A 24,446-nucleotide genomic window follows, 5' to 3' on the forward strand; every position below is an offset into this window, starting at 1 on the left:
ATCCCTCTCTTTCACTTCCTCCTCTATCCTAAAGTGTGTGAAGACATTAGTAAAGAGGAAGCTGAAAGTGCCGCCTCCTCATTTATAGTAAACGTCCGGCGCAAGCTCCCGGGTCAGCCTGCTGTCAGACGATATTCATAAAATGATCATAAAATGGAAAACGGTTACTTTACCTTCTAGCAATTCCAAATGAGTTCAAGTATACTAAAATTAGCCAGGAGGGATGAAAATGAATGAATTTGAAAAAAATGTTCAAAGCAAGCGGAATGATGTGACCGACTCAGCCGTTGGTTTTATCGTCACATTCGGATTTTTCGCCTCAATGTTTATTTTGGCAACCATTATACACCTCGTTGGATCTTAACTTCATGAAGGTTACATGACTGCCGTTTTGGCAGTTTTTTTATTGAGTTTGTAAGATATCATATGGAGGGTGTGTGTAAAACGTTCCTTCCTCATCGAGAAATTCATACGTCACGCTCCCGTCGGTATCTGTACGATACACCTTCATTTGCTGGTCCTTTAATTTTTTCAAAACTTCCTGATGTGGATGCTGATAACGATTGCGTTCACCTGCTGAAATGAGTGCATGTGAGGCCTTGAGATGCTGAAGCCACTCTTCGCTTGTTGACCCTTTACTCCCGTGATGTCCAACCTTTAAGATATCTGCCCGCAGATGAGGAAAGGCTTCTATCATGTCTCGCTCCCCTTCTTGTTCAAGATCTCCAGTGAGCAGAAACCGCTTCCCGCCTAGAGTAAATGTCAAAACGAGTGAATCATTATTCTTAGTTGTAACCCGATCACGCGATGGATGAAGGACCTGAAATATTTGCTCTCCAATCTGAAGCTGATCTCCTCTCTCTAATTCATCAATCATGATCCCTTGATCAGCTGCTTCTTTTAACAGCTCCACATCCTCTGGACTCCGTGCAAAGCCTTTTGGAATAGCCAGCCGCTTTACTTTATTTCGTTTGATTAAACGAGCTGCTTCTCCCATATGGTCTTGATCCGCATGTGTAAGAATAAGAACATCAAGTTTTGCTATTCCTTTAGAATGCAGAAACGGGATCAGTGTTTGATCACCGATCGTAGACACCTTACGTCTTTTTTTCCACGGTTCTTCTTCAAAAGAAAGTCTGCCTCCTGTATCCACAAGCAGGTGCCCCTTTCGATAGGGAAGCTGAATAAACAAACTATCCCCCTGTCCTACATCCAGCATCGTCACTTCCCCTTTTTCGAAAAAATTCGGGGTGAAATAGTGTGCACTCAAGACACCAATAAGAAAAAGGATCGGCAGTGCATAGGATTTCACAGAAGTTTTGCTCTCCATCACAAATAACAGAACAATTAAGGCGCTCACCTCAAGCAGAATATGCCACCAAGCAGACTTCATAAAAATCAAGTTGAATTCATCAAAAACAGCCATATTGGCTGACAATTGATGACTAAGCTGAATCACCGAATCAAGCAGCTGAAACAATGTTTGTCCAAGCGGAAGATAAATGATAGTGAGAATAAAAAAGAGTAAGGACAGCGGCATAACGACCGTCGTATATAAAGGAACAAATATCATGTTCAAAGGTACGCTCAGTAAAGAGAATTGATGAAAATGATATAAAAGAACAGGAAGTGAAGCAAGCTGTGCAATAAAGGAAATCAGGAATAATTGCATGACTGAACTTTTTGCTTTTGATAAAATCCTAGTCGATAACAAAATAAAAAACGTGACCGCGAATGAAAGCTGAAATCCGATATCAAATAAATAAAGAGGATGAACCGCTAATAAGAGTAAAAACGTTGCACTTAATACCACAGCAGAAGGCTGTTTCATTTCTTTTGGCAGACTAGTCATCACTAAATAAATTCCTGCCATGAGGCAAGCTCTTAAAACAGATGGTGCAGCACCTGTCAAACAAACATAAATAGGAAGAAAGCATAATAGAAGAATACGTGCTGTCTCTCTTGTCACGCCTGCACGAAGGAGACACCAAAATAAACATGCAAGAAGCGTTTGCACATGCAATCCTGAGATCGCTAGTAAATGAATAATGCCGAGCATTTGATAATCTCTTAATGTGTCAGGTTCTATCAACTCACGATCGCCAAAAATTAGTGCCTGTACAATGCCAACAGAGTGTTTAGGCACATGATCTTCTAAAAATTTCAAACCCTTTTGCCTTATCACTTGAAGAAAATAGGAAGACCCGTCTTTTTTTGTACAGTTTTTGATCGACTGTGGCAGAAAAATGGCGTCAATGCCTTTTGATTTTAAAAATTGATCGTATTGAAACCCGTTAGGAATGGTTGCGTGCTTTGCTGGACGAACATCACCTGTCATGTGACAGCTCATACCAGGTTCTACCTCTTTTAATGCCTCTTTTTCATGCTCTGTTTGAATTGTATAAAAAGTGGCTAGTTGTTCATGGTCTGTTGAAACAGTCGCTGAAAAACGATTGCCATCTGTTTTCGGAATACTTTCAATCACAACGGAACCAGATAGGAATTTTTCTAGTACGGGTTGATCCGTTTCAAGAGACTCATGAATCATAAAAATGAGTATATAGACAGCCCCGCATAGGCTGACCATTAAAAAGAGCTGAGGCATTTTTTTCAGTAGGCTGAGAAGTAATATGATGAGAAGAAAGAGAAGGAAATACATATGAAGATGATATGCAGCCAGAGCAATTCCAACAGCTGCTGAAATTGCCCCAAACGGCAAATATTTAAACATAGGAAGTAAATAATTGATTCGCCTTCTCATGCATATCGCGAATTTCTGTTTCGCTAAGTCCTGATTCACTCAGCTTCCCAATTAAATCTGCAACAAAGGCCAATTTTTCTTGATTTTTTAAGTCGATGATCATTTCATCTAATTCAACTTGCTCTGTTTGAACACCCGCCTGCTCGAATAAATCAATCGCATATGGATGATTTTTATAATCCTTTGCATAGTACACTGTTCGTATGCCCGCTTGAATGATGGCTTTACAGCACTGTAAACAAGGAAAATGTGTGACATATATTTCAGCATCAGCTGTAGGTGCACCAAATTTGGCACATTGTAAAATAGCATTCATTTCCGCATGGATGGTGCGAACACAGTGATGATCAATGACATAGCACCCTACATCCGCACAATGAACATCACCGGCAATGGAGCCATTATACCCCCCTGCAATGATGCGCTTGTCCCTTACGATGGTCGCCCCAACAGCTAACCGCTCACAGGTGCTTCGTAAAGCAAGCAAATGGCTTTGTGCCATAAAATATTGATTCCATGAAATTCTTTCCACGAGCTGATCCCTCCAGAATGATGGTTGATATTAAGTGTACATGCCTTTCTTCTCTAACGTCAATTCTACTTCACGGTCAATTGACTTTTCAGCCGTTCAATCGTCTTTTCCCCAAAACCTGAAATGTTCCGCAAGTCTTCAATTTGTTGAAATTCTCCGTGTTCCTCTCTATACATTATTATAGCTTCGGCTTTAGCTGGTCCTATGCCGTTAATGGTTTGCAATTCGCCTGCATCGGCCTGATTGACATTCACACCTTCACTCTTTTCAACGCCCGTTGATGCGTCAGCTGATGCTGTTTGCGCCTCTCTTTCCGCTTCCCCCTGCTTCCGAACATAAATCATCATACTATCCTCTAATTTAGCTGCTTGGTTGATTTCAATCGAGTCTGCTTTGCTGGTAAAGCCTCCTGCCCTTTGAATCGCTTCCTCTACCCGAGCATCAGATTGAAACGTATAAACACCTGGCTTCCTTACAGCTCCTTTGACCTCTACAAAAATCGTCGATGGCTCTTTTTCTGTCTTTTCTTGTTTGTCTTCTAATGTGACTTGTATGTCTTTATTTTCCTTCAATACACTTGGCTCTCTGTTGCCCTCTCCTTTTCCAGTGAAAAAGAAGAAACTGAAGATGATCACGACTATGAGTCCAGCGGCGATATAAAGACTGTATTTTTTTAATGAAATGAGTCGTTTCACTTACTCACGCTTCTTTCAATCATATTTTTCTACTGCTCAACATACTGTTTAGAAGATAACAGATCCAATGCGTCTAAGGAGGGAGAACGTTTGAATATAGGGTTAATCGGTACAGGAAACATGGGTACCATACTTACTGAGGCATTTATTGAATCAAAGGCAGTCAATCCCTCATCGATTACTATTACAAACCGAACCATTGAAAAAGCGTTCAATATAAAAAAGAACCATCCAGAGCTTGAAGTAACGAAACAGCTTTCAGGGGCTGTCACGAATAAAGATTTCATTTTTGTTTGTGTCAAACCACTTGATATTTATCCACTTTTAAAAGAGCTGAGCCCTCTTTTAACGGAGCAGCAAACCATTGTCATCATTACAAGTCCGGTTCACCCTGAACAGCTTCAGGATATCGTTCCTTGTCAAACAGCCAGGCTGATTCCAAGCATTACAAACCGCGCTTTATCAGGCGCATCACTTTTAACTTTTGGTTCATCATGCAATGCCGCGGCAAAAACTGCGTTAAGACAGTTAGCTTCGTGCATTTCAACACCTATCGAGATCCATCATTCGATTACAAGAGCGGCTTCCGATATTGTCAGCTGCGGACCTGCTTTTATCAGTTTTCTCGTTCAGAAAATGATTGAAGCAGCCGTAGAAGAAACGGATATTTCTAAAGAAGAAGCCACCACCTTATCAGAGGATATGCTTGTTGGTCTTGGCCGTTTGATTGAAAAAAGAGTCTATACCCTTCCGACACTGCAAGACAAAGTATGTGTGAAAGGCGGCGTCACTGGTGAAGGCATTAAAGCACTTGAAGCAGGTGTGCAAGATATGTTTCACCGTCTCTTTCAAAACACCCATGAAAAATTCGATGAAGATCTAGAGGCGGTTGCGCTTCAATATCCGCCAAGCGTGTTCACTGATGATCGCAGAAATTAATCATCTTTGCAACAAGCGAAAAAAGGGTTTTAAAAAACCATCGTTCTATTAAACGATGGTTTTTGGTTTCTTAGCTGAGATGAAATACCTTTCGGCGAATTCACCGGGGGCTTCATTTGTAAAATCAGCAGTCACTTCTATTTGTTCAAAGCCAGCGGACTCAAGGAACGCTGCATATGTTTCAAATGGAAATGTGCGCTGTTCATGTGTCTCATCATAACGCTGATACATGTCTCCGTCTTTTACAAAAAAGCTTAAATCATGTATGACCGAATACATGTCATCCCCTTTATCACTCTGCCAAATATAGCTGATCTCTTCATCTTGATCTGCATAAGTCGAACCTGGGAATACCTCTTCCATTTTATAAGGCGTATGAACATCAAAAAGTAAAACCCCATCTGCCTCTAAAAGCTGAAACATGTTTTTAAAGGTTTTTTTGACGTCATTTTCGTTTTTTAAGTAATTCAAGGAATCACAGCAAATAACGGCTGCCTGGAAGGCTTGTTCAAAGCCCGTAACCTCTCTCATATCTTGATGTAAAAATTGAATCGACTGCTTTTTCGCCTGCGCTTTTTGCTGCGCGAAGGCCAGCATTTCTTCACTGAGGTCAATTCCTGTGACCTTGTGGCCCTTTTCAGCTAACCGAAGAGAAATCTCTCCAGTTCCACAGCCTACATCGATGATGGCAGCATTCGGCTTCATATACTGCTGGATCCACTGAACCCATTCATCATAAGGTGCATGTGTCATGAGCTCGTCATACACACCTGCAAACCCTTGATAAATCATGAGTTAATGCCAAGTGAAAGGGTTTCTCTTGGCGCATCTCCCCATAGCTTTTCTAGATTGTAGTATCCTCTTTCTTCTTTGTGGAACACATGGGCAATGACATCACCTAGGTCAATCAATACCCATCTTGCTTCATCAAAGCCTTCCATCTTCTTCACTTCGATTCCGCTTTCCTCTGCAAGATGTTTTACTTCTCTTGCAATGGCTTGCACTTGTTTATCAGAATTCCCGTGACAAATGAGAAAATAATCTGCAACAAGTGAGATTCCTTGCATATTAAGGGCAATAATATCCTCAGCCCGTTTATCATCGCATGCTCCTGCTGCGACGTTTAAAATTGATGATGAATCCATCCAAATTCCTCCTTAGTTGTTCTTATGCACAAGCGAGTTGTAAGTAGCAAGCGTATCTGGAAAGACTGGCTGATTCTTTTTCATTAGAAAACTGATGGTGTTTTTTAATGATTGGATCAGTGCACGATCTAGATCATGTTCTGCTAATTCCCTTACTTCTTCGACACCAGGGAAATGACGTCCTGGTTCAATATAATCTGCGACATAAATGACTTTTTCAAGTAAGGTCATGTCTGGTCTGCCGGAAGTATGAAATTCAATAGCTGTTAACACATCTTGATCATCAATTCCAGCTTCTTTTTTGACCAAATAGGCACCAACCGGGGCGTGCCAAAGCTCGGGCGAATATTCAAGCAATAAAGGGTTCATCTGTTCTTTTTGGATAATCCCCTTCATTTCTTCTTTTGGTCTAAATTTCGCATAATCATGAAAAATAGCGGCGATCTCTGCTTTTTTCACATCTGCACCGAACCGTTCCGCTAATGAAATGGCTGTCTCCATGACTCCGAGTGTATGTGTATATCTATGCTCTGTTAACTGCTCTTTGACACAGTTCAATGCTTCTTCACGATTCATATAAATGATGCTCCTTTATATAACGCTCAACAGCTTTCGGAATCAAATAATCGACAGGGTTCCCCTGCTCTATTCGCCGCCTAATCAATGTCGATGATACATCAAAAGCTGGAACATCTGCAAATAAAACAGGATATCCCGTACTTCCAACGTAACCCGGCCTTTTCATCCCAATAAAGGTGATCATTTGAAGCAAATCATCGATCCGATGCCATTTTGGCAAATACTCGACCATGTCCGCTCCTATCATAAAAAAAAACTGATCTTCTGGGTGACGCTTCTTTAACAGATCGACTGTATCTACCGTATAAGACGGGCCCTCCCGCTCCATTTCAATGAGCTCGAGCCGAAAATATGGATTTGACTGAATCGCCGCCTCCACCATTTTTATCCGGTGATGACTATCTGCTCGTTTCCGTCCAGTTTTATGAGGAGGCATATGGTTTGGGATAAACCAAATTTCATCAAGCCCCACTTGAATCCGCACCTCACTTGCCATCAGCAAATGCCCGTTATGGGGAGGATCAAACGTACCGCCGAACAACCCTATTTTTTTCATATCGCATCCACCTTTACGGCAGCTTAATTTGTTTATTTTCCTTAGATTCTTTGTAAAGGACAATCACATTTCCGATCGTTTGAACGAGCTCAGCCTTTGCACCTTTTACAAGTGCTTTCGCAACTTCCGTTTTGTCCTCGTCGCAATTTTGCAATACGCTGACCTTTAACAGTTCTCTTGCTTCAAGCGCCTCGGAAATTTGCTTGACCATATTGTCATTTACCCCGCCTTTTCCAACTTGAAAAATAGGTGATAAATGATGTGCTTGTGCACGTAAAAAACGTTTTTGCTTACCTTTTAACATGGTGTTCCTCCTAATTTCTCTATGACAATTGACTTCATTTTTCCGGCGTCAGGCGTAATGCCTGTCCACAGTTCAAAGGCTCTTACTGCTTGTCCAACAAACATGCCAACCCCATCCACTGTTTTCAAGCCTAAACCTGCTGCTTCACTGAGCAGTTTTGTTTCTATTGGATTATACACAATATCACAAACGACCGCTGTTTTTTTTGCGTTCGCTAAAGAAATCGGGGTTTCTTCAACATTCGGATACATGCCGATCGAGGTCGTATGGATGATGACATCATATTCCCCAAGCCGCTCTTCTGCTGCATTTAATGTGATTGCTTGAGATGTGATTTTCCCCTCTGCACTTTCAATTAAAGCTTCAGCTTTTTCAATGGTGCGGTTCGTAATATCAAAGCTCTTCGGTGCATACTGAGCAATTGTCGTATAAATCGCTCTTGCCGCTCCGCCAGCACCAATCAAGAGAAATGACAGCTCTGATAGCGGCTGATCCAAGGCTTCAAGCAATGAATGAAGGAAGCCTTCTCCATCTGTATTGTACCCAACGAGCTGATCCCCTTCGAGCCTCACCGTATTGACGGCACCGAGGCGTTCAGCTGTCACATCAATTTTGTCGAGGTACTGCATGATTTCTACCTTGTGAGGAACAGTGACGTTAATGCCGCTGATTCCTAAGGCTTTTATGCCGCTAATCGCATCTTTCAGGTCATCACTTTCTACTTGAAAGCCATGATAATGTCCATCAATTCCAGCATCCTTTAATGCTGCATTATGAATATCCGGAGACATTGAGTGGCCAACAGGGTTACCAATTACTCCGTATAAAGGTTTCAAGGTCTCTCCCCCTTTGAACATTTAAATTAACGAACGTCTCATAAACACATGAACGCCTTTTGGCGCATAAACTTTGATTTGCTTGCCCGCATCATTTGCAGTGACCCAGCCTAAACCTGAAAAGACGATGTCCATTTTTGGCTGATCAATGGTAAAGGTATGCGGAACGAGCGGCGGGAAATCTTCCATTCCCTCTTTTGATGGCGGTGACAAGAGTTCCCCTGCATGTTTTTCATATAAATCATCTGCGTTCTCCAGCTTTGTACGGTGAATGTTCAGCTCATTTGGCATATAGCAGACAAATGATGTTCTGCCGCCTTTTACGTAATCAAATCGAGCCAGTCCGCCAAAATAAAGCGTTTGTGCTTCATTTAATTGGAACGTTCTCGGTTTCAATTCTTTTTTCGGCGTTAAAATCTTCAAGTCATTTTTGCTGACATAGTGCGCCATTTGATGGCGGTTGATGATGCCCGGCGTATCAAATAAAGCAGACCCGTCATCAAGCGGAATTTCAATCGCATCAAGTGTAGTACCTGGATATTGGGATGTAGTAATAACGTTCTCTTCGCCAGATACTTCTTTGATGATTCGATTGATAAATGTTGATTTTCCAACATTCGTACAGCCGACGACATAGACATTTCTTCCCTCGCGGTAATGATCGATCGCTTCCATCACCTCAGGCACACCCTGGCCTCTGCTTGCACTGATTAAGAAAACATCGATAGGATTTAATCCGTTTTCTTTTGCTTCCCGTTTCATCCAATGAATCAGACGATCTTTTTTCACGGATTTCGGTAAAATATCCACTTTGTTGCCGACAAGTAAAATCGGATTACCGCCGACAATACGGCTCAGTCCATTGATCCAGCTTCCGTTAAAGTCAAAAATATCAACGACCTTCACAATGAGAGAATCTGTCTCTCCAATGCTGTGCAATATATTTAAAAAGTCGTCCTCTGTTAAAGAAACATCTTGAATCTCATTGTAGTTCTTTAACCTAAAACAGCGCTGACAGATCACATCTTCTTTCAATAGAGATGCTGCCGGCGCATATCCTAATTGATCTTTATCTTCCGTCTGAATGGCTACACCGCAGCCAATACAAACAACCTTTTCCATTATTACTCTTCCTCCCACTGAATGTGGCCCTTACGCTTTAAGGCTCCTAAAATTCTGCGTTCAATCTGCCTGTTAAACTTTGTGAAAAATCCGTCCGAGGCAGCAACAGGAACGACCAAAATCGTATGGAAGCCATGACGATTCCCGCCAAGAACATCTGTCATGAGCTGATCTCCAATGACAACCACATCTTCTTTTTTCAACTGCATATCAGCGACTGCCTTATTAAAGGCTCTTCCCATAGGCTTTCTCGCTTTATAAATAAACGGAATATGAACCGGTTCAGAAAAAAGCTTGACCCTTTTTTCATTATTGTTCGATACAATCGTCACTTGTATCCCGTGATCTTTCATTTCTTGAAACCATTCAATTAAGCGCGGTGTCGCACTTGGACGGTCCCATTCTACTAGTGTGTTATCTAGATCGGTAATAATTCCTTTTACATTTCGTTCTTTTAATTTTTGCGGTGAAATGTGGAAAATACTTTTCACAAATTCATCCGGTAAGAAATACTTCTTTAGCACAATTTGCACCCTTTCTTCCATTGGTTTTCAGCGATTGTGTCGAATCAAATCACAATTTGTCTGTCTATCGAATACAATGAAAAAGTTTTCGACATATGATGAGGACCTTCAACAGGTGTGGATAATTTTACACACATTATCCACCTATATTCCATCACGCTTTCATTCAATTATAAACACTCTACCCACAAGTTATCCACTTAACCATGTGGATAACAGAACGATTGTTCTTGTTTCCCATTCATGGTAGATTAAAGGTACTTCAAAGACAGTCGATCAACCTATGATGATATGTCTTTTCCTCAAATTTTATGCCAACTTTTTCAGGGGAGGTGTTTTTCCCATCATATGGGTTTCTAGTATGAAAAAGCTGTCAGATGATTTACTTATAGAATCGTATTATAAAGCAAATGAAATGAACTTAAATCGCGACTTCATTGAATTAATTGAGACAGAAATGAAAAGACGTTCGCTCGGGCATATGCTCTCTGTTTCCTCTTAATTCCATATCACAGGAACCATGCCTCCCGAGCACTCCCCTTTTTTAAACTCAGGTGACTGATATTATATCACTTGCGCTATAGGCTTACTACTATTTTCCGTAAAAAACACCCCTTCTGATGAAAGAAGAGGTGTCTTAATTGCAAGGCTGTTCATTCCAAAACCATAACCCTCCGCCTACGACTAAAATGACCACAAGGAACACAACAAGAAAAGCGTAACCGATTCCTGCTCCTTGTGCTGGATAAGGCGAACACGCAGGGTAAGGATAAGGACATCCCCACATATCAGTTACCTCCTTCTCGGAAGATATACTGTTAGACTATGCTGGATGGATGGTCTTGTTTAGGCAGATGGCCATCATTTAAAAATGTTTGATGACATCACGCTCTTTGATTTCGTTATAAATAATTCTCGCCCCTTTTGGTGTCATATGATTGCCAGAAGGGTCGATCAAACCTGATTGAATCAGGGCATGATCACTATCTTCTCCAGCTTCTCGGATGAAAGCTTTCCAGTTGTCGACAAGCGGCACCTGCTCATCATTCGCTACTTCTCTGATGATATCATTATAAGAGTTTTGCCAGGCTCTTGCCCCGCCTCTCCCGGCAAAATAAGATGACTTATATCTAGAGTAATAATACAAGCCCTTTTTCCCGCCTTCTACAACAGGCACACAGGTCATGAGAATCGGGGTTATGCCTTCTTTTCTACTTTCAGAAACAAAGTAGATTAAATTTTCTTTAAACCGTTTTTTCGTCACTCGGGGATGTTTCCCGTCTAAAATCGCCGCATCATTCGTGCCGAACATGATGAGGACGTAAGTTGGTTTCTGTTTTAAAATATCCTGCTCAAAGCGAAGTTTCGCGTCTTCAGTCGTCTGCCCGCCAATACCTGCATTCTTCACTTGAATTTGGCAGCGCTCGACGTTTTTCATGAGATTCACCCATTTTTCAGATGTTGGATAATCTCGAAAGTCCCAGTTTGATCCTCTTGTATTGCTGTCACCAAATGCAATGACGCTTTCTTGTACTGGCTTAGAGCAACCAGCAGCAACACATAGTAGGATAAAAAGGAAAACATATTTCTTCACAACATTCACCTCCAAAAGCCCTCTTCATATATTAAACGACAAGACTTTTGGTTTCAATGAATGAATGTTTTTGACGAATGCTGCCTATTGCAGCTGAACAGGCATATATGCTTTGTCATGGTGCAGCAGTTCACTTACTTTTACAAATTCATAGCCCCTCTTCTTCAACTCAGGAATCACTTGTTTCAATGCTTCTACCGTTTGCTTGCGATTTCCTCCGCCATCATGTAAAAGGATGATATCGCCGCCTTGAATATGATCAATGATTCGGCTTGCAATTTTACGTGCGCCTGGTCTTGACCAGTCCTTCGGATCTTGCGTAAAGGACCACATGACCACATCGTACCCTTGCTTTGATAGAATGCGGAATGATTTCATTGTTAAGCGTCCACCAGGAGGGCGAAATAATAAGGGACCGCCAGGCTGGAGTGAAGCGATATGAGCCGCTGATTCTTTTAATTCCCGCTTGATCTCCTTTGACGACAAAAGGTCAAAATACGTATGATTCATCGTATGATTGCCGAGTTCATTCCCCTCGTCCACAATCCGTTCTGCGATCATTGGATATGTATGAATTCGGCTCCCTATCACAAAAAAGCTTGCATTCACTTGATGGTCCTTCAGCACATCCAATATTTGATTTGTATACACTGGATGAGGTCCATCATCAAAGGTGATCGCAATCTTTTTCCGTTCCGCTCTCACATCCCAAAAGGCACGTCCCGTTTTTTCAAGATCGACTCGTTTTAATGTACGTGCCTCTATTTTATTAGGAATAAAAGCACATAGCAGCCATATACACATCAAGATATGCAGCCCTCTCATTCGACCGCCTCCTCCACCGAACATCATTACCGATAAATTGCCCGCTTTCTCATCAATTCATGCTCATATCCGCTTTTTTTTAAATAAAAAAAGCCGGCCATATTGGCCCGCTCTTTGTTTCACGTTTGGTTTCTCTCTTCAACTGTCGAACGTTGCTTAGAATTCATACAGACACTCTCCTTCTTGGATTTGATTTTGAGCCCATAATAATTTCTGATAATACTGGTTGGACTTCTTGTATTGTTGAGAGGCTTCTAAGGCTGTCGCAATTTCTAGTGAGATATCCTCTATATAAGAGTATAGGCTAAGTTTTTCCAAATAATCAATGGTTTTTTGCAGTTGGTCTTCATTGATTTCCTGAACATATAAAGCATCCAGGTACTCAAACATATGACAGAACAGCTGGTCTTCATGCTTCTTTGCAGCCAATTTCCCATCTTCTAATATGCGCAGGGCATCCGCTTGTTCATTCTGTCTAAAAAGCAGCTTCGCCAGCGTATAGAGCGTATGCGGAAGCGTTGGAAGCAGCTCTTTGCGGGCAAGATCAGCAGATTCCGTTAAATATCGTTCCGCTTCCTCTCTATAGCCAAGCTCACCATAACATTTTCCTAAATTATAGAGCGCTGAACTGTATATGCGCGGGTGATCAATTTGAGATGCGAGCTGTTTTGCCTTTTTTAAATGAGGCAGTGCCCGGTCTTTTCGTTTTAAATCTTGATAATTTCCTGAGATGACAAAGAGACATTGAATGATGCGAATGGTATACGCATCATGCTGATCGTATATTTCCAGCGCCTTTAAAATATGGTGCATGGAGACATGTGTTTGTTTCATGATATAGTAGGCTTCTGCCACTTTAAAATGAAACTCTGCCTGCTCAATATCATCAAATACCATGGACAGCTGCTTTTCTGCGACTCGATAATATTTGACTGCTTCTAAATATTCTTTTTGACTAAATTCATGCATGCCACGAAAAAATGCATGGTAATAATGCAGCATATCAGATAACTCATGATTGGAGTTTTCGATTTTATCGACTAGATTAGATACTGAGAAAGGTTGATATTTTGAAGGGTGTATATAGTCAAGCATGATTTGGTGCCGAAAACACATGAGCTGATAATAAATCAGTAAATGCTGGTCCTCTTCCATCTGTTCAATTTCCGCTTCAACTTCCGCTTTCAAGATTTCCGCATCTGGAACACTGAACTGCCGTATCATTCGATACCATTCATTAATTTTCATACCTACATGTGAAGATAGAACCTTCCCCATGTTCCGAAAAAACCCCTTCCTTTTCGGTCTAATATTACATATTTTAGCACGCTTCTTGACCGCCAAGCACCGCAAAGAAACCGCAAACATATGAGGGGAGCTGTAAAAAGAGACGAACATTTTTCGAAAAACATGATTTTTTCATCGTACAGACACAGACAATCCCCCCTTCACATACATTTGAGGATATAGGCAGCGGCCTAAACATGGTGGAGGTGAAAATCGTGGCAGGAGTATTTACAGCGATGGGATTGATGGTCAAAGAATTGGTGTTTTTAGTGTCCTATGTCAAAAACAATGCCTTTCCACAGCCCCTTTCGGGAGATGATGAAAAAAAATACTTAGCCCTCATGGCACAGGGTGATGAACATGCAAGAAACATGCTGATTGAACATAACCTTCGGCTCGTCGCCCATATTGTAAAGAAATTTGAAAATACCGGGGAAGACGCTGAAGACCTCATCTCCATCGGGACGATCGGACTCATTAAAGCCATCGAAAGCTATTCCTCTGGAAAAGGAACAAAGCTGGCAACGTATGCGGCGCGGTGTATTGAAAATGAAATTCTCATGCATTTACGCGCGCTCAAAAAAACGAAAAAAGATGTCTCCTTGCATGATCCCATCGGTCAGGATAAAGAAGGCAACGAAATTTCATTAATCGATGTCTTAAAATCCGAAAATGAAGATGTGATCGACACCATTCAGCTCAACATGGAGCTTGAAAAAGTAAAGGAGTATATTGACATTCTCGACGGCCGAGAAAAAGAAGTCATCGTCGGCAGGTTCGGCCTTGATTTAAAGAAAGAAAAAACGCAGCGGGAAATAGCCAAAGAGCTTGGGATATCGCGGAGCTATGTGTCACGTATTGAGAAGCGCGCGCTGATGAAGATGTTTCATGAGTTTTACCGGGCGGAGAAGGAGAAACGGAAAAGGGAGAAGGGGAAGTGAAAATAAATTTTCCTAACTTCTAACAAAAACAGACCTCACTAGGTCTGTTTTTTATTTCGGCAATAAGCTACTGTCTCTCTGCATTTCTTTTGATAATAGCTGCCGCCTTAGCCCTCAAGAACAGTGGCAAGATTTTGGTCATGAACTAAGGCGTGAAGGAAATCAATTCATTATGCTCCACTATTTAGAGTACTGCAGGAAATGATGGCAAAGCGATTTGCATATAAGTATTGTATTCTGCATTAATGCTTAAAAAATTTAAATACGAAAAAATAAAATATGATGCTTCGTGTATTCTTGCTAATCAATTTTTTTGAAGAGAAAAAGGCTCTGTTAAAAGTAAATGTTGATATTTGATACCTGTCAGAAAGCTTAGTATAATCAATACAAGAACAAACATTCGGGATATTAGAAGTATGAGGAAGGCGTTTAGTAATTTGTTAAAACACATTGATAAACTACCGCTTACCCAAAAGAACAACTTGCTGCAAGAGACCCTATAAACGTAACAGTTTCCAAGGGTCATGTTATGAAAACAAGGTTGATAGTATGATTGGTTCTAAACTGACACCAGATCATGTAGATTGTGTCGTTTAATTCAACAAGAATATTTTTCAGAGATAGCAGTACTTAAACAAACAATTTAACTTTGGAGTGATCATAATGATTAAGTTTTTTGAGTACAACTGGCAAGTTAGAGACGAATGGGTTAACTGGTGTCATCAACTAACAACAGAAGAGTTGTTACAAGACCGCATAGGTGGAGTGGGGAGTATTTTATACACTCTTTTTCACATTATCGATGTTGAATATAGTTGGCTCCGTGGTATTCAGGGTAAAGAAGACGTGGTATTGAATTTTGATGATTACAAGTCTCTGACGAAGGTAAAAACTCTCTCATCTACTTTACGACATGAAATCGTTGAAATTTTAAAGTTTCATTTAGATGAAAAACAAGATCGAATAGTAACAGTTCCTTGGGATGAAGATGAATACACTAAAAATGAAATATTACATCATATAATTGCCCACGAAATTCACCATATCGGTCAACTTTCTGTTTGGGCAAGAGAAAAAGAATTAACACCTGTATCTGCTAATTTTATCGGTAGAAAGTTAAAATCAGTACATTCTTATGAAAAGTAAGGTCAGTTAAAGATCCATTCATTTATTCCACTATGCCATTTTCTTTTAAAAAGCACTCAAATAATTGCTGACCTTTCTCTTCGATTTGAGCATCTTCAATTGAATATTCCCCAATGAATAAGCCTAAATGATTGTATTCCTCATAACTCTTTAAGAGATTCAACCCGTAACTTTTTTGATCAAAAAACAATAACCATCTTCCTGTTTCTAAACTCTTAAAAAACACGCCTTCATAATCACAACCTTGTTCATAATATCCTACATGTACATGCATACTCTAACCTATGTATTCTTTCATCTGTACACACTTTTATCTTGCTCCCTTAACTTTCATATCTTGCTGAAAATCAATATTCCTTAACTCAACCCAATCAACAAAATCAGGTACCGTTTTTGTCGTCAAAAAGTATTGGACGATTTGATAAGCCTGATTGCGGTCGACATAGCTGCACGATGGCACATGCAATGGTGATCCTGCTATGAAATGCTCGATCGTTTCGATCTTTTCTGCCTTTTGAAAAGGGACTAAAAAATCTGGATATCTGATGATAAAGAATCCATACGGCTCAGTATAAAAGAAAACTAGAGTCTCGCATTCCCAATCTTCCTCTATCTCAATGGAAGATTCCCCGTTACCTTGTTTCCAATACTCTTCACCCTCCTGAAAGAAGATCTTTTTCATGAATTCTTCTCCCGGATTTTCTACTGGAGCTCCTGTAGGCCCGTAGTATAAAAACATCAATATCGCTCCTTCATGCCTATATCAATTTGGATTTAACCAATTGTTCTATTCCCCTCAAAATCATAAAAAGCTTGTGTTTGCTGGTTTAATTTTAGCATGTGAGATAGCTTTGGGTTTAGCTTTTGAAAGGTTTGAGTGCTGACCCATTTTACTTCTTCAATATCCTGATCCGGATCTAGAATGTTCATCTCTCCTCCGGTGATTCTCGCAAAGAACGTAATGATAAGCGCATGATGTTTTTTATCTTGAAAGAACGCTTCTCGAACCGAATGAAGTTCATTTACTTTGACAACATACCCTGTCTCTTCTTTTACTTCACGGATGACAGCCTGCTGCAGGTGTTCACCTTTTTCCACAGCACCGCCCGGAAGTTCCCAATATCCCTTTACATTCTTGACTGTTAATAGATTTCCTTCCTCATCATAAATAATAGCTGAAACCACGTCTACTCGTTTCAAATAAATCCCCCTCAACATTCTCCATTCAATTGCCGAATATATGGCACGAACTGTTCATTTTATACATTCTTATTATACTGTATTAGTAGTCAGCGATTGGAGGCCAGAGCATGTGGATGATCATCATTTTACTTGTTGGGCTTGTGGGATTTACAGGAAATATCGTTTCTCTTTTGAGACAACTCAAAGCGTCAAACGAGAAAATCATTCAACTGTTAGAACATCAAAAACCGAAAAAAACACCTCACGCAACCGGAGGTGTTTACAATAGGAGAAATCTTATCGTTTTTCATCAAACAACATATATCTAATTCGCCGAATATAATGAAGCGCAATATGACCGAGACATAAAATAAGCCCAATCATCGCAAGGATATAGATGGGCAGCATCAAACCAGGTACATAGTTTACGACAAATCCCAAACTAAACGCTGTCAGCATATATATGCTGATCAACCTCATCAATACCATTCGAAGCCCTCCCTTTCTACAATCACTTTAACATATTTTCCCTTCATTCTCATAATTGGCTTTAAAAAAGATGCGAATCCATTAAGACATGCATCTTTTTTACGTATTCAATTCACCTTTTTCGCCCGGGCTTCCTTCCACTGCTCAAGCTCCGAGACTGTTAGTAATTGATATCCTTGTTTGGTCAATTCTTTGATGATCGTGACAGCTGCGTTTGCAGAGGTGTCATAGATGTCGTGCATTAAGACGGTTTCTCCGCTAGACGCATGTGTAAGAATGTAGTTGGCGACGTATTGGCTGTTGCGATATTTCCAGTCTTCAGGATCTACGTCCCAAAGCGTGACTTTCATGTTGACAGCCTCGTTGATCTGCCTGTTTGTTCCACCATATGGCGGTCTAAAGTGAGTCGGTGTGAACCCGCCTGCTTTTTCAATGATTTGCTGTGTATCTTCTACTTGTTTGATAGCTTGTTTTAATGGCAGTCTTGTGAGTAAAGGGTGGTTATAGGAATGATTTCCGATTTCATTTCCACCTTTTCTGATTTCACCCAGCATATCAGGATAATATTGAACCCTGCTTCCTAATACAAAAAATGTCGCATGTCCCTTGTTTTCTTTTAAAGCTGTTAAGATTTTTGAGGTCGTTGATGGATTTGGTCCATCATCAAATGTAAGGGCAATGGCTTTTTGATTTGGGTTGAATACTCCCTGTTTTGGCAGTTTTACGATCTTTCTTTTTGCGATCGGTTCTTTTTTCTCGTTTTTGTTCTTTTCTTTATTGATGTATTCTGGCTTTAACATACCTTTAAGCAGTGTTTTCTTAATCGCCAGCACTTGAGGGCCTTGTTTGACTGGTGCAATTTGCCCTGCTGGAAAGTAAAATTCAATAAAACGATCTTTGATGGCAAAATACTGATAATGCTCTGCCTTAGGAGACGTTCCTTGTTTGAGCAAATGCTCGTTTTCAGCAAGAGAGCGATCTTTTTTCAACTCCTCAAATGTCATTTGAGACAGTTTTTGCAGACTTTTTTTCTTTGATAAAAATAGATCATCAATTGATAAAAACTGCTGTTTCTTGAAATCAAAATTGAATATCTTCGTTTCATGTGCGCCTTTTACTCCGCCTTTCCATTCATATGTATTGAATTTGATCGCAGCAGTTTGTTTGGCATAATGAGTAATCTCGTAATCTATGTTTAATTCGTATCGATGATCTTCATCGACATCACTTGCTTCACTAAACGATGTTTTGAATTTGTCCAGCGCTGTTTCTGCAAATCTTTTCATCTCTTGATCTAGCTTTTTTTGATGAAACACAGGATAGTTCACAGCATATCTCAAGTATCTCCCGTCATTCACGAGGGTCACAATTTCAACTTCTTTATAGCTCGCATCTGGTTCTACCTTCTTCTTCTCTGTCCCGCTTGCCTGCTGATTATGATAAAACGCAGCGATTCCGATGATCATCGCAAGTCCGCATAGGACGAGACTGACTTTCCATTTCATTGACACAATGATTCTCCTCTCGTGATGCCGTCATGCCTGAATGACGTGTGTTTGTAGGATAGACTTTGCATGCACCCTTTTTAGTTTGCAAATCACATAACTGTCACATTTTCGACACATTTTTAGAGAGGAATAAAAAAAGGACTTGATTTCTCAGTCCTTTGATTACTTTTGCATATATAGTTGAAATAATTTCGTTTCTTCATCAATGGAACGCGCTCGATCAAATGCCGCTCTGACCGTCTTTGTATTGTTCATGAGCTCGTACAGCATGGTCAGCACAAAAATAAATGCTGCATTCCCATCGATGTAATCGTCCGGTGCCGTATAAGATGTAGCTCCTGACTCTAAGAAAGCATCTGCTAAATTTTTCTCTCCTAGTGTGCAGCCTGTAGAGATGACATGAACTCCTTTTAAGGAGGCATACCGCTTGATTTCATCCACTCCAAAGGCAGTATCTCTAGGCTCCTCATCTTCGTAAACATCTTCCCCTAATTCAGGCATGATAAATGCTCCTTCTTCACCGTGAAACGATAAAAGAAGGTAATCTATTTCACCTCTAGCTCTACCAGATAACACATGAATCAGATCATTCGGTCTTCCGATCCAATGCATATCGACTTTCACGCCGAAGTTTTCAAGTGCTGCACGCAGGGCAAAAGATTCCAGCTCACTATTGGGTCCTGCTGCTAATATGATACGCATGGCCTGTTGATCCACTTCTATCTCCTCCAGACTATGATAAAAATAAAACCATTTTTTCCTCATCTGCATATGTATCAGCCCATTTTAGCGCTTTTTCTTCGACAGCGTACGACTCAAATCCAACGGAGCGATAGAGGCGCTTGGCTGAGTGATTAGTTGTCACCACTGATAAATACATTTGCTCGATATCCTGCCGTTCTCGCGCAAAGGAAAGAGCTTTTGTCATCAAGGCCTGGCCTGCTCCTTCTCCGCGGGCACTAGGTGTTACATACATCGCTGTCAGATTCGCTCGGTGCTTTAACTTCTGCAAGGTTTCTTGGATGAGCGTGACTGCCCCCACAAGCTGCCCTTGATGAAAAGCGCCAAAAGTCCACATAGATTGGGCCGAAGCAAAACGCGCTTTATATTTGTCCTTTGTATTGATTTGCTCTTCCTCATAGCTCATCGCAAAACCCTCTGGATTTAATCGCAGTGCTTCTAGTCTGAGTGCCGCATATTCTTCAGCATCATCTGGTGTTAACAATCGAATATTCAGAAAACCGCCTCCAAAAGAATGATGGATACTTCCAATTTTATCTTGAAAGAAGATTTTGATCAAAGGATATTGGTCCCTCTGCACATATCTCTTTACCTATATGCAAATTAGACTCGCTTTCCCACCTGTGAAAACAAGGTATTTCAGATCATGTTTACGTGTTTTATTCTAGCAAAAACGATTCTTTTCTCACTTATCTTTTCACCTTTTTTATATTAATCTATAACTAATTCATGAAAAAAATGAAAAAAAAGGATTGCGATGAACTAAAAGATATCTTAAGATAAAATAGTAATAAAAATACAAAAAAGGGAGGAATTTGATATGACAGAAACAAGAAATGAAATCAAACTACATGTTCTTTTTGGTGCTTTAGCAGTAGGATTCCTTATGCTAGCTCTTTTTTCCTTCTCGCTACAAATACTGCCCGTTGCTGATCTAGCAAAAGAATTTGGTATTCCAGGCAGTGTTGCAGCTGTTGTTCTGAACGTGGTTGAAGCGGGCGGGGCTGTTACAACAATTGTCTCCATTTTAACTGCTGTAGGATCAGGTGGTCTTTCTCTCATTGCAGCGGCTGGTAAAGAGACAATTCGTCAGTACCTTAAAAACGAAATTAAGAAAAAAGGCCGTAAAGCTGTTATTGCTTGGTAATTCAATTTTATGACCCAATAGAAGGAGACTTTGTTCTCCTTCTATTTAAATTTTTATGCAGGTGAGAAGATGTTATATCCATTATTATCACTACTTCTATCAATTAGAATGAAACAACAATATTCAAATCTAGCTCAGTTTATAATACGCAGGGTTTCATTTTTCAAATCGTTTTCTTCTAAACAATACATATTATTTTCTTGCATTCTTGATACTTTATTCGGATGCCTGATTGTATTCGTTATTTATTCATATCTTTACTCTTCGGTCTATCAAATAGAATGGGAAAGTGCTTTTGTGATATTTTTGTTCCTTTTCTCTATTGTCAAAGGAATTGAATCTTATAGAAGAACGCATATTCTTCCTTTTGAAGAGTTAATACAGCTTGCACCTGTTTCCGCGAGACGCCTTTTTCAAACGCTTTTATTTTCAGAGTTGGTATGGCTTCTATTTACGAGCTTGAGTACTTATTTGATTTATTTTCTCTTTCAATATTTCATTGCTCAAACACATGACTGGATATTTTGGTTGAAGCATCTCAATGTTATATTGACAGGCTTCTTACTTTTTATCATCAGCAATAAGATATTTGGTGCTTACATCTATAACATTGTCGTAAAAAAAATTGGGATCATTCGTGTTCTTTTTTTCGCAAGCATCTCTTTACTTTTCTTCTTATTCGGAAGGGTTCTAATATCGAACGTTATTTTCCCTTTTTATCACACCTTCCGACAACTTTTTCAATCAATTTCTTCGCTTGCAGAAGATGCGTTTTGGATTACACTTTCAAACAACTTGGTGTCTTTATATCAGAATAATCTTCAGCAAATCCATCATGCTTTATTTTCACAGGATTCGGTATTTCTACAATTTCTAGCGCTTTTTACTTCACCTGTCACATTTTTCGTGGTGATATTAGCTGCAACACTCGTCATGAAGACTCCTGTTCGCTGGATTCCGACTGGGAAAGAGCATGATCAAAGCTCAAAACATTTTAGAGATTTATATTATTGGTACTTTCAAGCACTTGATAAAATTCAGGGCTCGCTGTTTCAAAAGAATATGTTGATTCAAAAAGACCTTAAGGTGTTAAAAGAAAAAAGGTGGCTGCTGTCTAAAGAGTTTTTTAATTATATGTTCATGTCATATGAAGCCTTCTTCTATGTCGGGGTTATGACAGGTTTGATCTCGCTTATTGATCATCAAGCTTTGCAAATTCAGATATTATTCACATTAAATGTGATGATTTTAGCTAATCAAACATATGAAATGAGAATGCTGACCCCTTCTATATTTTCTTTGAGTGCTGAAAAAAAGAATATTTGGCTCTATGAGCTTTCTCAAACATCTCTTATGCAGTTTTTCTTATCAAAAATCCAGTTATTTTATTGTTTATTTTCTATACCATCACTCTTTCTACTTTTCATTAATCTATCAATCATGAGTGTATATCACCTTTTTGATGTTCAGATGCTCATTCAATTGGTGGCATTGGGGATTGGCTTTTACATTTTTCCATTGATTCAGCTGTATTTGTTTCCATTCACAACAAAATTCAATTTTATTCACGAGCATGAAATAGGGACAACCAATGAAGAAATAGAAGTTATCGATAAAGGACAGGCCTTTGCAAGGAATTTTCTCGTGCTGCCTTTCATGTACTATATGATCTTGACCTCTTTTCTACCTATTTTGCAGCATTCTACAAGTCTCATAAGCGTTCTGTTTGCTTTATATTTTGTGATCGTTTCAGTGATATGCTGGGTGTTATGCCGCAAGACCATCTATAAAGGGATTGAATATGTTGAAAAAAATAAGATGTTTTATATCGGAGAATAGACTGATTCTACGCCTCGGTTACCTCTACGCTGCTATCTTTATTGCAGCTGTGCTAATCGGAAGCCTTCTTCCTTATGATCAGATTCCTTATCTTAAAAAGGATGAAGAGATGTTTTTTCTATCTATTTTCTTAAACAATTTACAAGTTGGAATGGCGATATTAGGAATTGGAGCTTTTACAGGCGGCATCATGTCTGCAGGCATTCTTTTTTACAACGGCTACATTATCGGCAAACTTGTTCAGTATTTGATTGTCAATCACAAAGCGCAGCAGCTATTCACAGGACTCCTGCCTCATGCTTTCGTAGAAGTCCTTGGATTAATTCTGTTTTCAATCGTCAGCTCTTATCCTTTTATTTATCTCTATCGATTTATAAAAGGAGAAACAATTGAATTAAAAAAACTGACTCTAACTGTGCTTCAATTGATTTTTGCAGCAGCCATTCTTTTATTCATGGCATCTCTTTTAGAGCAATACGTTAGCCATGTACATCTACCATAGAAGAAAGGAGAATGTGGTTCCATGGAGCTACTTTTACGTCCTAAGCAATTTTTCAATCAGAATCAATCGATTAAAACCATTGTAGGCCTTGTCTTACTATCATTATTTGTGTCGACTGTCTTTTTAACATTTTTTATTATTGATTTGTTAGTAGATGAACCTTTATCCACTGGGAAACAACTTGCCAGCATTGTTTTTATCTTTTTGCTGACAATCCCGCTTTATTTCATTTTAAATTTTCTCAGTACTGTCCTAACTTCTATTTATATGTATTTTTTTCATAAAGCTTTTATTCTACGCAAAATGTATCTTGTTATTTTGGTTTATAATGCATTTCTTTTAGTAGTGAATAGTGCAGCGATCTATTGTGTGATGGTGTTACAATTAGATCACTATTTTCTCTTGATTCAAATAGTTTCCTTCTTATTCAACTTATATCTTTTACGGATCCTTTATGATGGAATTATTTACTATGCTGAAGGATCAAAAAAAGCTGCCTTAGCAACTGTGATCTTGTATATGCTTGTGACGACTGCGTTTGTTATTGGAGGATTCATCAATGGCTAAACTTCAAGTGTCTCAGCTATCTTTTCGCTATGAAACAACAGAAGAGAATTCTCCCCTTCTCGATCATGTGTCATGTGATCTGAAAGAAAGTGATCGAGCTTGTATTATTGGAAAGAACGGCAGCGGTAAATCGACACTTTTAAAGATCATCGCAGGTCTGCTTCCTTCAGCATCAGAAACGATTTTACTTAACGAGCAGCATCACCCTGGAACCGCTCAATATAAAAGTCTGGTAGCATACATCCCAGATAAACCTTTAGTCTATGATGCGCTCACTGGTTTCGAGCATATGGAGCTTATCCAGTCTTTATGGAAAATGAAAAAGTCGGAAAAGGTTTTATACAAAGAGACCTTTCTATCGCTTTGTGATACATTTGATTTAACTCATGCCCTAAAAATGCCTGTCAAACAATATTCATTGGGCATGAGATATAAACTTTTCTTTAATTGTATGGTGGCAAGATCTCCAGAGCTGATCATTCTTGACGAGCCTTTTACCTCTCTTGATGAAGCCTCTCAAATACAATCGATTTCTTTATTAAAAAAAGAGTTCTCTCATCGATGTGTTTTATTTACAAGCCATCAGCGCTACCTTTATTCAGAGTTAGGAAATCGTTTCTTCCAGCTGGATCAGGGACAATTAAATGAAATGGAGCATTAGACATACAAAAGGCATCCCATAAAA

32 protein-coding genes are annotated in these 24,446 nt (G+C 39.6%); 10 read left to right on the forward strand and 22 right to left on the reverse strand.

Going from position 1 to position 24,446, the window contains the following annotated elements; translation table 11 throughout:
• Positions 1 to 229 precede the first annotated feature (229 nt).
• A complete protein-coding gene (locus NSQ25_RS11805; protein WP_012010638.1) occupies positions 230 to 364 on the forward strand; it encodes a YqzM family protein in 135 nt (44 codons plus the stop codon).
• A 39-nt stretch (positions 365 to 403) separates the two neighbouring features.
• Here NSQ25_RS11805 and NSQ25_RS11810 read toward each other — a convergent pair whose 3' ends face one another.
• From NSQ25_RS11810 to NSQ25_RS11820, 3 genes are all read right to left on the reverse strand, one after another.
• The gene (locus tag NSQ25_RS11810; protein ID WP_326136653.1) at positions 404 to 2,731 is read right to left on the reverse strand and encodes a DNA internalization-related competence protein ComEC/Rec2; all 2,328 of its coding nucleotides are present in this window, start codon (positions 2,729 to 2,731) and stop codon (positions 404 to 406) included.
• Positions 2,724 to 3,293 (reverse strand): ComE operon protein 2, encoded by a 570-nt coding sequence (locus NSQ25_RS11815; RefSeq protein ID WP_024423045.1) that lies wholly within the window; start codon positions 3,291 to 3,293, stop codon positions 2,724 to 2,726. Before NSQ25_RS11815 ends, NSQ25_RS11810 begins: the two co-directional genes overlap by 8 nt.
• A 65-nt stretch (positions 3,294 to 3,358) precedes the next feature.
• Positions 3,359 to 3,988 carry a helix-hairpin-helix domain-containing protein gene (locus NSQ25_RS11820; protein WP_326136227.1) on the reverse strand — a complete coding sequence of 210 codons (630 nt, stop codon included), beginning with the start codon at positions 3,986 to 3,988 and terminating at the stop codon, positions 3,359 to 3,361.
• 90 nt (positions 3,989 to 4,078) lie between these two features.
• On the opposite strand from NSQ25_RS11820, the gene comER reads away from it, so the two are divergent.
• Complete coding sequence (gene comER / locus NSQ25_RS11825; protein ID WP_326136226.1) at positions 4,079 to 4,927, forward strand: late competence protein ComER; 849 nt, start codon at positions 4,079 to 4,081, stop codon at positions 4,925 to 4,927.
• A gap of 48 nt (positions 4,928 to 4,975) precedes the next feature.
• Here the strand turns inward: comER and NSQ25_RS11830 are convergent, their stop codons facing one another.
• From NSQ25_RS11830 to NSQ25_RS11865, 8 genes are read right to left on the reverse strand one after another with little or no spacing between them, the layout of a single operon-like run.
• Positions 4,976 to 5,719 carry a class I SAM-dependent methyltransferase gene (locus NSQ25_RS11830; RefSeq protein ID WP_041106941.1) on the reverse strand — a complete coding sequence of 248 codons (744 nt, stop codon included), beginning with the start codon at positions 5,717 to 5,719 and terminating at the stop codon, positions 4,976 to 4,978.
• On the reverse strand, positions 5,716 to 6,072 hold the full coding sequence (rsfS, locus tag NSQ25_RS11835) for a ribosome silencing factor (RefSeq protein ID WP_003217467.1): 357 nt from the start codon (positions 6,070 to 6,072) through the stop codon (positions 5,716 to 5,718). The genes NSQ25_RS11830 and rsfS overlap by 4 nt, the downstream gene beginning before the upstream one ends.
• A gap of 12 nt (positions 6,073 to 6,084) precedes the next feature.
• Entirely contained in the window at positions 6,085 to 6,648 is a 564-nt protein-coding gene (gene yqeK, locus NSQ25_RS11840) for a bis(5'-nucleosyl)-tetraphosphatase (symmetrical) YqeK (protein WP_034280084.1), read from the reverse strand.
• A complete protein-coding gene (locus tag NSQ25_RS11845; protein ID WP_061109377.1) occupies positions 6,638 to 7,207 on the reverse strand; it encodes a nicotinate-nucleotide adenylyltransferase in 570 nt (189 codons plus the stop codon). Before NSQ25_RS11845 ends, yqeK begins: the two co-directional genes overlap by 11 nt.
• Before the next feature lie 13 nt (positions 7,208 to 7,220).
• Positions 7,221 to 7,511: a ribosome assembly RNA-binding protein YhbY gene (gene yhbY / locus NSQ25_RS11850; protein ID WP_008342507.1), complete on the reverse strand. Its 291-nt coding sequence runs from the start codon at positions 7,509 to 7,511 to the stop codon at positions 7,221 to 7,223.
• Positions 7,505 to 8,347, reverse strand: a complete 843-nt coding sequence (aroE, locus tag NSQ25_RS11855) for a shikimate dehydrogenase (protein WP_326136225.1) — start codon at positions 8,345 to 8,347, stop codon at positions 7,505 to 7,507. Before aroE ends, yhbY begins: the two co-directional genes overlap by 7 nt.
• A 21-nt stretch (positions 8,348 to 8,368) precedes the next feature.
• A complete protein-coding gene (gene yqeH / locus NSQ25_RS11860) occupies positions 8,369 to 9,469 on the reverse strand; it encodes a ribosome biogenesis GTPase YqeH (protein WP_034661381.1) in 1,101 nt (366 codons plus the stop codon).
• A gap of 2 nt (positions 9,470 to 9,471) precedes the next feature.
• The gene (locus NSQ25_RS11865) at positions 9,472 to 9,993 is read right to left on the reverse strand and encodes a YqeG family HAD IIIA-type phosphatase (protein WP_008356191.1); all 522 of its coding nucleotides are present in this window, start codon (positions 9,991 to 9,993) and stop codon (positions 9,472 to 9,474) included.
• A 361-nt stretch (positions 9,994 to 10,354) separates the two neighbouring features.
• On the opposite strand from NSQ25_RS11865, the gene NSQ25_RS11870 reads away from it, so the two are divergent.
• Complete coding sequence (locus NSQ25_RS11870; protein ID WP_003217327.1) at positions 10,355 to 10,495, forward strand: sporulation histidine kinase inhibitor Sda; 141 nt, start codon at positions 10,355 to 10,357, stop codon at positions 10,493 to 10,495.
• Between the two features lie 135 nt (positions 10,496 to 10,630).
• Here NSQ25_RS11870 and NSQ25_RS11875 read toward each other — a convergent pair whose 3' ends face one another.
• The 4 genes from NSQ25_RS11875 to NSQ25_RS11890 all read right to left on the reverse strand — a co-directional run bounded on the left by NSQ25_RS11875 (position 10,631) and on the right by NSQ25_RS11890 (position 13,690).
• Positions 10,631 to 10,780: a hypothetical protein gene (locus NSQ25_RS11875; protein ID WP_162842499.1), complete on the reverse strand. Its 150-nt coding sequence runs from the start codon at positions 10,778 to 10,780 to the stop codon at positions 10,631 to 10,633.
• A gap of 78 nt (positions 10,781 to 10,858) precedes the next feature.
• Complete coding sequence (locus NSQ25_RS11880) at positions 10,859 to 11,587, reverse strand: GDSL-type esterase/lipase family protein (RefSeq protein WP_326136224.1); 729 nt, start codon at positions 11,585 to 11,587, stop codon at positions 10,859 to 10,861.
• Positions 11,588 to 11,671: 84 nt separating this feature from the next.
• A complete protein-coding gene (locus NSQ25_RS11885) occupies positions 11,672 to 12,412 on the reverse strand; it encodes a polysaccharide deacetylase family protein (protein ID WP_046311839.1) in 741 nt (246 codons plus the stop codon).
• A gap of 156 nt (positions 12,413 to 12,568) precedes the next feature.
• On the reverse strand, positions 12,569 to 13,690 hold the full coding sequence (locus NSQ25_RS11890; RefSeq protein WP_024427938.1) for a tetratricopeptide repeat protein: 1,122 nt from the start codon (positions 13,688 to 13,690) through the stop codon (positions 12,569 to 12,571).
• Between the two features lie 221 nt (positions 13,691 to 13,911).
• Between NSQ25_RS11890 and sigK the strand changes: the two genes are divergently transcribed.
• On the forward strand, positions 13,912 to 14,640 hold the full coding sequence (gene sigK / locus NSQ25_RS11895) for an RNA polymerase sporulation sigma factor SigK (protein WP_034738387.1): 729 nt from the start codon (positions 13,912 to 13,914) through the stop codon (positions 14,638 to 14,640).
• Between the two features lie 663 nt (positions 14,641 to 15,303).
• On the forward strand, positions 15,304 to 15,786 hold the full coding sequence (locus tag NSQ25_RS11900) for a DinB family protein (protein ID WP_034280063.1): 483 nt from the start codon (positions 15,304 to 15,306) through the stop codon (positions 15,784 to 15,786).
• A 22-nt stretch (positions 15,787 to 15,808) separates the two neighbouring features.
• Here the strand turns inward: NSQ25_RS11900 and NSQ25_RS11905 are convergent, their stop codons facing one another.
• The 7 genes from NSQ25_RS11905 to NSQ25_RS11935 all read right to left on the reverse strand — a co-directional run bounded on the left by NSQ25_RS11905 (position 15,809) and on the right by NSQ25_RS11935 (position 20,265).
• On the reverse strand, positions 15,809 to 16,060 hold the full coding sequence (locus NSQ25_RS11905; RefSeq protein ID WP_046311842.1) for a DUF3986 family protein: 252 nt from the start codon (positions 16,058 to 16,060) through the stop codon (positions 15,809 to 15,811).
• 36 nt (positions 16,061 to 16,096) lie between these two features.
• A complete protein-coding gene (locus tag NSQ25_RS11910) occupies positions 16,097 to 16,525 on the reverse strand; it encodes a hypothetical protein (protein WP_034280060.1) in 429 nt (142 codons plus the stop codon).
• Between the two features lie 35 nt (positions 16,526 to 16,560).
• Entirely contained in the window at positions 16,561 to 16,986 is a 426-nt protein-coding gene (locus tag NSQ25_RS11915) for an NUDIX hydrolase (RefSeq protein ID WP_034280057.1), read from the reverse strand.
• A 279-nt stretch (positions 16,987 to 17,265) separates the two neighbouring features.
• The gene (locus tag NSQ25_RS11920) at positions 17,266 to 17,457 is read right to left on the reverse strand and encodes a hypothetical protein (RefSeq protein ID WP_034280052.1); all 192 of its coding nucleotides are present in this window, start codon (positions 17,455 to 17,457) and stop codon (positions 17,266 to 17,268) included.
• Positions 17,458 to 17,564: 107 nt separating this feature from the next.
• Positions 17,565 to 18,968 (reverse strand): polysaccharide deacetylase family protein, encoded by a 1,404-nt coding sequence (locus NSQ25_RS11925; protein ID WP_326136223.1) that lies wholly within the window; start codon positions 18,966 to 18,968, stop codon positions 17,565 to 17,567.
• Between the two features lie 159 nt (positions 18,969 to 19,127).
• Positions 19,128 to 19,682 (reverse strand): hypothetical protein, encoded by a 555-nt coding sequence (locus NSQ25_RS11930; protein ID WP_034280049.1) that lies wholly within the window; start codon positions 19,680 to 19,682, stop codon positions 19,128 to 19,130.
• A gap of 16 nt (positions 19,683 to 19,698) precedes the next feature.
• Complete coding sequence (locus NSQ25_RS11935) at positions 19,699 to 20,265, reverse strand: GNAT family N-acetyltransferase (RefSeq protein WP_313960052.1); 567 nt, start codon at positions 20,263 to 20,265, stop codon at positions 19,699 to 19,701.
• 261 nt (positions 20,266 to 20,526) lie between these two features.
• Between NSQ25_RS11935 and NSQ25_RS11940 the strand changes: the two genes are divergently transcribed.
• The 5 genes from NSQ25_RS11940 (at position 20,527) to NSQ25_RS11960 (ending at position 24,422) form a co-directional block, all read left to right on the forward strand.
• Positions 20,527 to 20,853, forward strand: coding sequence for an uberolysin/carnocyclin family circular bacteriocin (locus NSQ25_RS11940; protein WP_326136222.1), 327 nt, complete (start codon positions 20,527 to 20,529; stop codon positions 20,851 to 20,853).
• 933 nt (positions 20,854 to 21,786) lie between these two features.
• A complete protein-coding gene (locus NSQ25_RS11945) occupies positions 21,787 to 22,692 on the forward strand; it encodes a hypothetical protein (RefSeq protein ID WP_231122779.1) in 906 nt (301 codons plus the stop codon).
• Entirely contained in the window at positions 22,655 to 23,194 is a 540-nt protein-coding gene (locus tag NSQ25_RS11950; protein WP_242025938.1) for a stage II sporulation protein M, read from the forward strand. The genes NSQ25_RS11945 and NSQ25_RS11950 overlap by 38 nt, the downstream gene beginning before the upstream one ends.
• Positions 23,195 to 23,215: 21 nt before the next feature.
• A complete protein-coding gene (locus NSQ25_RS11955; RefSeq protein WP_326136221.1) occupies positions 23,216 to 23,761 on the forward strand; it encodes a hypothetical protein in 546 nt (181 codons plus the stop codon).
• Positions 23,754 to 24,422, forward strand: coding sequence for an ABC transporter ATP-binding protein (locus NSQ25_RS11960; RefSeq protein ID WP_211043213.1), 669 nt, complete (start codon positions 23,754 to 23,756; stop codon positions 24,420 to 24,422). Before NSQ25_RS11955 ends, NSQ25_RS11960 begins: the two co-directional genes overlap by 8 nt.
• Positions 24,423 to 24,446 lie beyond the last annotated feature (24 nt).

The organism is Bacillus sp. FSL R5-0512, from assembly GCF_038593295.1.
Taxonomy (GTDB): Bacteria; Bacillota; Bacilli; order Bacillales; family Bacillaceae; genus Bacillus; species Bacillus safensis.

Excerpts from the sequence above, each read along its gene's own strand:
- NSQ25_RS11890 (WP_024427938.1), bottom strand. The coding sequence starts at position 13,690 with ATGGGGAAGGTTCTATCTTCACATGTAGGTATGAAAATTAATGAATGG.
- NSQ25_RS11940 (WP_326136222.1), top strand. The coding sequence starts at position 20,527 with ATGACAGAAACAAGAAATGAAATCAAACTACATGTTCTTTTTGGTGCT.
- NSQ25_RS11845 (WP_061109377.1), bottom strand. The coding sequence starts at position 7,207 with ATGAAAAAAATAGGGTTGTTCGGCGGTACGTTTGATCCTCCCCATAAC.
- NSQ25_RS11950 (WP_242025938.1), top strand. The coding sequence starts at position 22,655 with ATGTTGAAAAAAATAAGATGTTTTATATCGGAGAATAGACTGATTCTA.
- NSQ25_RS11810 (WP_326136653.1), bottom strand. The coding sequence starts at position 2,731 with ATGTTTAAATATTTGCCGTTTGGGGCAATTTCAGCAGCTGTTGGAATT.
- NSQ25_RS11905 (WP_046311842.1), bottom strand. The coding sequence starts at position 16,060 with ATGCATGTACATGTAGGATATTATGAACAAGGTTGTGATTATGAAGGC.
- NSQ25_RS11870 (WP_003217327.1), top strand. The coding sequence starts at position 10,355 with ATGAAAAAGCTGTCAGATGATTTACTTATAGAATCGTATTATAAAGCA.
- yqeK (WP_034280084.1), bottom strand. The coding sequence starts at position 6,648 with ATGAATCGTGAAGAAGCATTGAACTGTGTCAAAGAGCAGTTAACAGAG.
- NSQ25_RS11875 (WP_162842499.1), bottom strand. The coding sequence starts at position 10,780 with ATGTGGGGATGTCCTTATCCTTACCCTGCGTGTTCGCCTTATCCAGCA.
- yhbY (WP_008342507.1), bottom strand. The coding sequence starts at position 7,511 with ATGTTAAAAGGTAAGCAAAAACGTTTTTTACGTGCACAAGCACATCAT.
- NSQ25_RS11955 (WP_326136221.1), top strand. The coding sequence starts at position 23,216 with ATGGAGCTACTTTTACGTCCTAAGCAATTTTTCAATCAGAATCAATCG.
- NSQ25_RS11885 (WP_046311839.1), bottom strand. The coding sequence starts at position 12,412 with ATGAGAGGGCTGCATATCTTGATGTGTATATGGCTGCTATGTGCTTTT.
- NSQ25_RS11805 (WP_012010638.1), top strand. The coding sequence starts at position 230 with ATGAATGAATTTGAAAAAAATGTTCAAAGCAAGCGGAATGATGTGACC.
- NSQ25_RS11830 (WP_041106941.1), bottom strand. The coding sequence starts at position 5,719 with ATGATTTATCAAGGGTTTGCAGGTGTGTATGACGAGCTCATGACACAT.
- NSQ25_RS11920 (WP_034280052.1), bottom strand. The coding sequence starts at position 17,457 with ATGGTATTGATGAGGTTGATCAGCATATATATGCTGACAGCGTTTAGT.
- yqeH (WP_034661381.1), bottom strand. The coding sequence starts at position 9,469 with ATGGAAAAGGTTGTTTGTATTGGCTGCGGTGTAGCCATTCAGACGGAA.
- NSQ25_RS11945 (WP_231122779.1), top strand. The coding sequence starts at position 21,787 with ATGAAGACTCCTGTTCGCTGGATTCCGACTGGGAAAGAGCATGATCAA.
- rsfS (WP_003217467.1), bottom strand. The coding sequence starts at position 6,072 with ATGGATTCATCATCAATTTTAAACGTCGCAGCAGGAGCATGCGATGAT.
- NSQ25_RS11960 (WP_211043213.1), top strand. The coding sequence starts at position 23,754 with ATGGCTAAACTTCAAGTGTCTCAGCTATCTTTTCGCTATGAAACAACA.
- NSQ25_RS11900 (WP_034280063.1), top strand. The coding sequence starts at position 15,304 with ATGATTAAGTTTTTTGAGTACAACTGGCAAGTTAGAGACGAATGGGTT.
- NSQ25_RS11910 (WP_034280060.1), bottom strand. The coding sequence starts at position 16,525 with ATGTTTTTATACTACGGGCCTACAGGAGCTCCAGTAGAAAATCCGGGA.